Source organism: Aminobacter sp. 01T433 (genome assembly GCF_056398585.1).
Window position 1 is genome coordinate 22,248 of the sequence record NZ_JBFTPR010000031.1, and the last position, 6,178, is coordinate 28,425.

A 6,178-nucleotide genomic window follows, 5' to 3' on the forward strand; every position below is an offset into this window, starting at 1 on the left:
CACCTCTAAGGAGCCCTCAACATGTCATATTCGCAGAATTGGAACGGCTACGCGGCAAGCAAGGTCCAGTCCGCGCTTGGCGCGCGCGCAACCGGCAGCGGCGCCAAGGTCATCCGCCAGACCGGCGGGCAGGGCGGTCGGATGTCCAAGGCCGCCATCGAAAGTCAGGAAGTCCGCCGCGACGGCCTGTCGACGCGCGGTCGCCACGGTCTGCAGAAGACCAACGGCCAGTATTCGAGCGAGCTTTCCATCGGCGGTTTCGATGACGTCTTTGAAGCGGTCCTTCGCAGCACCTGGGGGACTGCCAATCTGGCGATTACCGAGGCCTCTGCGGGCCTGACCAGCATCACGACCACGGCCAACAGCATCGTTGCATCGGCGGGATCATGGATTACGGCCGGCCTGAAGGTCGGTGATGTCTTCGTGCTGACCAATCATTCCACTCCGGCCAACAACAGCCGCAACCTGCGCATCACTGGTCTTACGGCAAGCACTATCACGGTCGCGGAAACGCTCACGGTCAATGCTGTCGCCGACACGTCGTTCACCATCACCCGCACCGGCCGCGTCCTCGTCAACCCGGGCGCCGGCAATCTGGTGAAACGCTACTTCACGATCGAAGAGCACGAGTACGATCTCGACCAGTCCGAGCTTTTCACCGATTGCATGTGGAGTTCGTTCCGTCTGTCCATGCAGCCGAATGGTCTGCTTCTGCTCGATACCTCGTGGGTTGGCACCGGTCAGTTCGATGCACTCGCGACCGGTGTGTCGCCGCACTTCACGACCCCGACGACGCCGACCGGTGATCCACTGGCAGTTGTTGAAGCTGTCGTTCGTATGGGCGGCGTCGATCTGCTCGACCTGACCTCGTTCGACATCTCGGTCGATATCCAAGCCATGGCGCCGGATGTCATTAGCTCGTCGCCCTACGCGCCGGATGTCTTCACCGGGACCGAGATGGTGACGATGAACCTGTCGATCCTGCGCAAGGATCTGCTGAACGTCGCCGACTTCATCGACGAGAACCCGCTTTCGCTGCACATCCTGGCTCAGGAGAACGCGGCGGCACCCGCCGCTTTCTTCTCACTCTACGTGCCGAACTTCACCCTTGGCTCGGTCGACAAGTCGGCTCTCGCCAAGGCAGGCGGCCCGCGTACGCAGACTATTTCTGTGCCTGCTGCACTCGTGGGCAAGGACAATCGCGGCGGCGCATGGGATGCCACGGCCCTGAAGATTCAGGTCAGCAACGCGACCTAACCCCAACTCAAGGAAGGGAAATCCCATGAAAGCCAAGGAAAAGGCCATACGCGACGCCGCTGAGGCGCTGCGCACGGCGATCGTCGAAGGCGAGGCTTCTGGCCTTTCCGTGGGCTGGCCGCCGCGCCGTGTCGGCGACCTCGCCTCGATGGAGATCAGCGAAACCGGAGCGATCGCGGTGAACATCGCCGTGGCGACGCCCGATATCGACATCAAGGTGACTCCCGCCGAGGGCGGCGGCATCGATGTGTTTGTCGACCGTACCGATAAACCGGCTGTGCGTCGGTCGAGGTAACAGATCCGGCCCCACAGCCGGACGAAGTCGCATGCGATGGGCGGGGCGGCATGTGGGTGCCGCCTCGCCACCCTTCCCACAAAGGATAGTTCCCATGAGCAAGACAAGCACTCTGGATTTTTCCGCATTCCTCCCCGTCGACTCCATCCACTATGAAATTCGCCAGCAGGGTTCCGCCGACGGGACGGGCTGGGTCATTGAACTCGCTGACGCCAGTCATCCCAAGGCCCTGGCCTGGTCGAATGAACAGGCACGCAAAAGCCTGAAGCGTCAGGAAAAGATCGAGGTTCAGCAACTCAACGGCCACAAAGTGAAGCCGGATGAGAAGAACCCCGACGAAGTTCGCAAGGACAACGTCGGCTGGGTGCTGAGCCGTATCATCGGATGGTCGCCGGCTCCTGTATTTCCGTTCATCGGCGCCGAGCCGGTCGAGTTCTCCGATGAGAACGCCGCCAAGGTTCTGATGCATCCCAAGATGGGATTTGCCCTTGCCCAGTTGATTGAGGTCATCGGCGACGAGCGGTCTTTTACGAAGGCCTCAGCGAAAAGCTAGAGGCCCACGCCAAGGCGTATTTCGCCCTAACCGCGCCGGACAAAGACGGAGTTTCGGCGCGGGAGCAGATCGAGGGTTTGCTCGAACGCGCCAGGACGGCCGAGCGCCGCGAAGAACTTGAGCGAGAGCTCGACCTCCCTCCATTGCCGTGGTGCCTCGTCTATCTGTGGAGCCAGTTTATCAGGCTTTCCAACCGTCGCGGCAGCAACGGCTTCGGGCCGTCCCTCCTGACCTACACCGAGATCGAGGCATTCCAGCGTCTAAGCGGCTTCCATTTTACGCCGTGGGAAATCGAGATGATCGAGGTGATCGATCAGAGTTATTTGGGCTCATTGAACAGCCGAGAGATCGACTGACTCTTGCAAGCAAACCGAATGCGCTTATGTTTCCACGATGGGGTGATGGGATGGGGGTATCTCTGTGCGACGCATCGTGTGCTTATTGCCGCTGGCGCTAGTCTACGGTTGCCAGTCGAACGTCCAGTATTCCAGGATCGGCTACGGGCCGGAATTGCACGTCGCGAAAGCTCAATGTGAGATTTTGTCGATGAACGTCGAACAGGGCATCGTTGCTTGGGGTTCCCCCGAGTATGTGTTCGGCGCCGAGGTCGGCAACGCGATCGCAAACGAAGCTCGTAAGCAGCAATTCATGAAGAATTGCATGGTCATCAAAGGGTGGGGCCAAGCCCCGGCAGGATCGGCTGCAGCGAAAGAAATGGCTCGCTCGCAGTCCAAGCCCATAAAGGGCAAGGGGCCATTCCCACCCGCTCCGAAGAGCTAACCGCACCACCTAGCACGGTCGAAATTACGCACCGGCGTCCCAATTAGGACGCCGGCGTTCGCTGTTGTGCGCGTCACGCGCTTGAAGGCTCCCCACATGTCCGCAGTCGTAACCGAACTCACCATTGACGCGCGCGGTGCGACGCAGGGCTCGGCGGAATACGTCCGGGCCATGGCTGTTGCGCAAGCGGCAGTCGATCGGATGAAGGATCGTGAGGACAAACTCGCGGCTGGCGTCGGCAAGGCCACCGACATGATGATGGCGCAGTCGACTTCAATCGGCCGCGTGTCGTCGAACTGGGATCGGCTTCGGGCTTCGATCGATCCCGTTGCCAAAGCGCAGTTGGCGGCAGCTAAGCATCTCGACACCGCCATGCTAACAGCAGATGCTGCCGTCAAGCGCGGCGTAACCACCCAGCAGGAAGCGGCTCGCATTATCACCAATCTGCGCCAGAAGCAGGTTGCCGAACTGAACGCGGTGCGCGAGGCCGCTCAGCGCGCCAATGCTGCTCAGAACGCGCCGATTGCGGCAAACCAGAACCGCAGGCTTTCCGCTGGCCAGTTGCAAGGTATGTCGTTCCAGGCCAACGACATTGTGACGATGGCGCTGCTTGGGGCTCCCATCTCTCAGATCGCGGCCTCGCAGGGTGGCCAGATCCTTCAGGTTCTACAGCAGGGCGACGGCGGGATAAAAGGTTCGCTCAAGGCGATCAAAACCAGCGCGGTTGACGCGGTGGGTGCTGTCGCCGGCTTTCTTGGGCCGCTTGGCATGATTGCGACCGGTTTTGGTGTCGCCGCCATTGCCGCCGGTGCCTTCTACATGCTGACCCGCAAAGAGGCGAAGACCGCTGATGAATTGCTCAAGGAACAGACCAAATCGGTCGAAGCCCTCGGGAACGCATATGGCGATGTAGCCTCGAAGGCAAAGCAGGCCTTCAGCGCAGGCAACCAGAACAGTTTCGCGATCTCTTCGTCGATGTCGGCGAATGGCTTGAAGCTTGCTATGGCCAATCAAACTCGCGACCTCATGTCAGAGGTTGGCCAGTTCGTTTCGCCGGGCAAGAGCGCTGGTGGTTATTTCGGCGTCGTCGGCGAGTTCAAGCCATTCGCCGATGCGATTATGCACCTGCGCAAGACCGCGACCGAGGGCACCCCGGACATTCTCGGCTTCAAGCGTATGGTCGAGGACCGTTGGGCACTGGAGCCAAACAATGCGGCTCTGACCGCCACGGCCGGAAAGCTGCAGGAACTCACCAAGGACTCGGTCAGCCTTGCTGAGGCGCTGCGGCAACTCGACATCATCAGGCGTCAGCTTTTCAACGACGTCGGCCCTAACGGCATGTTGCTGTCGCAAGGTCCGTCAAACCGTGCCGACATGGGCAACCTGGCTCTTTTCGAGGCTCAGGAGGGTGTTGCGACGGCACGCCGCCGCGCCGCAGCCAAAGCCCAGCTACAAGGCCTGTTGGCACGATCCCCAGCCGAACAGGCTGCGGCCGCACGCGCGGCCGCCGGTGCCCAGTACAACGACAACGAAAGCGCCGCGGCCCGCGCTGATCGGATCGATATCGCCGGCAAGCTCGCGCTCGCGCAGGCTGAAAAGTCGCTGGCCGATGCCCGTAAGGAGCGCGCTCGCTCGCTCCAAGAAACGATGGCGTCGCAGCAACTTGAAATCAGCTTGATCGGCCAGACTGCTGGCGAGATCGCCCGGCTTCGCATGGAGTACGACCTCACGTCGAAACTTCGCGAGGAAGCGGCTCGCAATGGCATCGAGGCAGATCAGAAGGAAATCGACCTCATCAAGCAAAAGGCGACCGAATACGGTCGATTCGCGGACGAGATCGCCCGAACCAATCTGGTCCGCGAAGTCCAGTTCGAACGTGAGCAGTTGTTCAGATCCCCGGTCGATCAGGATATCGCTGCCCGTTTGCGCGGGGCCGGATTGCCGGTGGATCTCAACTCTGACATCGCCAAGACCATTCGCGAGAATGAGCGGATCAACGATCTTCGCAATGGAATCCGTGGGTTCTTCGACGACTTTGAACAAGGTCTTATGCGGGGCGACAGCTTCGGCAAGGCGCTCGGCAACGCCATTCTGAATGCGCTCAACAACATGCTCGACAAGGTGTTGGACAATCTGGCTGATCAGATCACCAGTTCGATTGTAGGCAGCATGACGGGCGGGAAAGCCGGTGCCGGCGGCGGTATTCTCGGGGCGCTATTTGGTGGCGTTGGGGCTGCTGTTTCGGGTGGCGGGCTGCGTGGCGTCAACGACAACTATGCGCCCGGCGCGGTCACTCGGTCGCCACTTCTTGACATCGGTTCAACCGCCGTATCGGGCATGGAAGCCTATCGCGGTGCGATCAAGGCTATCGAGAGCGTCGGCAGCGGCGGGTATTCGGCGCTCGGTCCCGTCCTGAAGAACGGTAACCAGGCGCTTGGTGCCTATCAGGTGATGAAGTCGAACCTACCTTCCTGGTCGCAGGAAGCGCTTGGCAAGACACTGACGCCCAACCAGTTCCTCGCCAGCCCGGCGTCACAGGACAAGGTATTCGACCATTTCTTCGGCAAATCCCTGTCGAAGTTTGGAAACCCGCAAGACGCCGCGTCGGTCTGGTTTACTGGCCGGCCGACCGGAGCAGCATCTGGTGCGGCAAAGGATATTCTCGGTACGTCTGGGTCGAAGTACGTCGACAAGTTCACGGCGCACCTGGAGAAATCGACAGCGAGCCTCGGCAAACTCGGCACTGGCGTCGACAAGATGACCACCGGCGCCACAGAGGCCGGCATGGGGCTCAACTCTCTTGGAGGCGGCCTCACCAAGATGGGCAACGCACTGAACCAGTTCCCGGCCGCGCCGGGCGGCGGTGGCGGCGGAAGCCTGCTCAGCGGCTTGTTCAGCGGYGGYCTCAGYAGCGCWTTCTCTGGCACTGCGGCSTTCAACTGGCTCAGCGCCAATCCAGGCGGCTATATCGGRCTGTACGCCGATGGCGGYCGCGTYWCCGGGCCCGGCAGTGGCACCAGCGATWSCGTYCCCGCSATGYTGAGCAATGGCGAGTATGTSGTGAAGGCCAGCGCCGCGTCGAARTACCTRCCKTTCCTGGAGGCGATCAACGACAACCGCATCCAGCAYCGCGCCACRGGYGGKCCGATCGGGCGCGTCGGCTCGTCCGCGCCGATGAGCCTTGGCGGCGGCAATAAGGTCAACATCAACATCAACAACCTGGCTGGCGCTCAGGTGAGTGCTGAAGCCACGGAACAGCCGGACGGCTCGACCTCGATCGATGTTCTTGTCGA

General features: G+C 61.1%; 5 protein-coding genes and 1 pseudogene. All 6 read left to right on the plus strand.

All coding sequences use genetic code 11. The features are described 5' to 3' along the window. Positions 1 to 21: 21 nt before the first annotated feature. Positions 22 to 1,257 carry a phage tail tube protein gene (locus AC1DLV_RS28925; protein ID WP_476803475.1) on the plus strand — a complete coding sequence of 412 codons (1,236 nt, stop codon included), beginning with the start codon at positions 22 to 24 and terminating at the stop codon, positions 1,255 to 1,257. Between the two features lie 25 nt (positions 1,258 to 1,282). Then, entirely contained in the window at positions 1,283 to 1,552 is a 270-nt protein-coding gene (locus tag AC1DLV_RS28930; RefSeq protein ID WP_476803476.1) for a hypothetical protein, read from the plus strand. 94 nt (positions 1,553 to 1,646) lie between these two features. Next, positions 1,647 to 2,105, plus strand: a complete 459-nt coding sequence (locus tag AC1DLV_RS28935; protein ID WP_476803477.1) for a hypothetical protein — start codon at positions 1,647 to 1,649, stop codon at positions 2,103 to 2,105. 77 nt (positions 2,106 to 2,182) lie between these two features. Next, positions 2,183 to 2,461, plus strand: coding sequence for a phage tail assembly chaperone (locus tag AC1DLV_RS28940; protein WP_476803478.1), 279 nt, complete (start codon positions 2,183 to 2,185; stop codon positions 2,459 to 2,461). Between the two features lie 64 nt (positions 2,462 to 2,525). Further along, positions 2,526 to 2,885 (plus strand): hypothetical protein, encoded by a 360-nt coding sequence (locus tag AC1DLV_RS28945; RefSeq protein ID WP_476803479.1) that lies wholly within the window; start codon positions 2,526 to 2,528, stop codon positions 2,883 to 2,885. A 96-nt stretch (positions 2,886 to 2,981) separates the two neighbouring features. Further along, a pseudogene (locus AC1DLV_RS28950) lies at positions 2,982 to 6,178 on the plus strand (hypothetical protein); the annotation flags it as partial.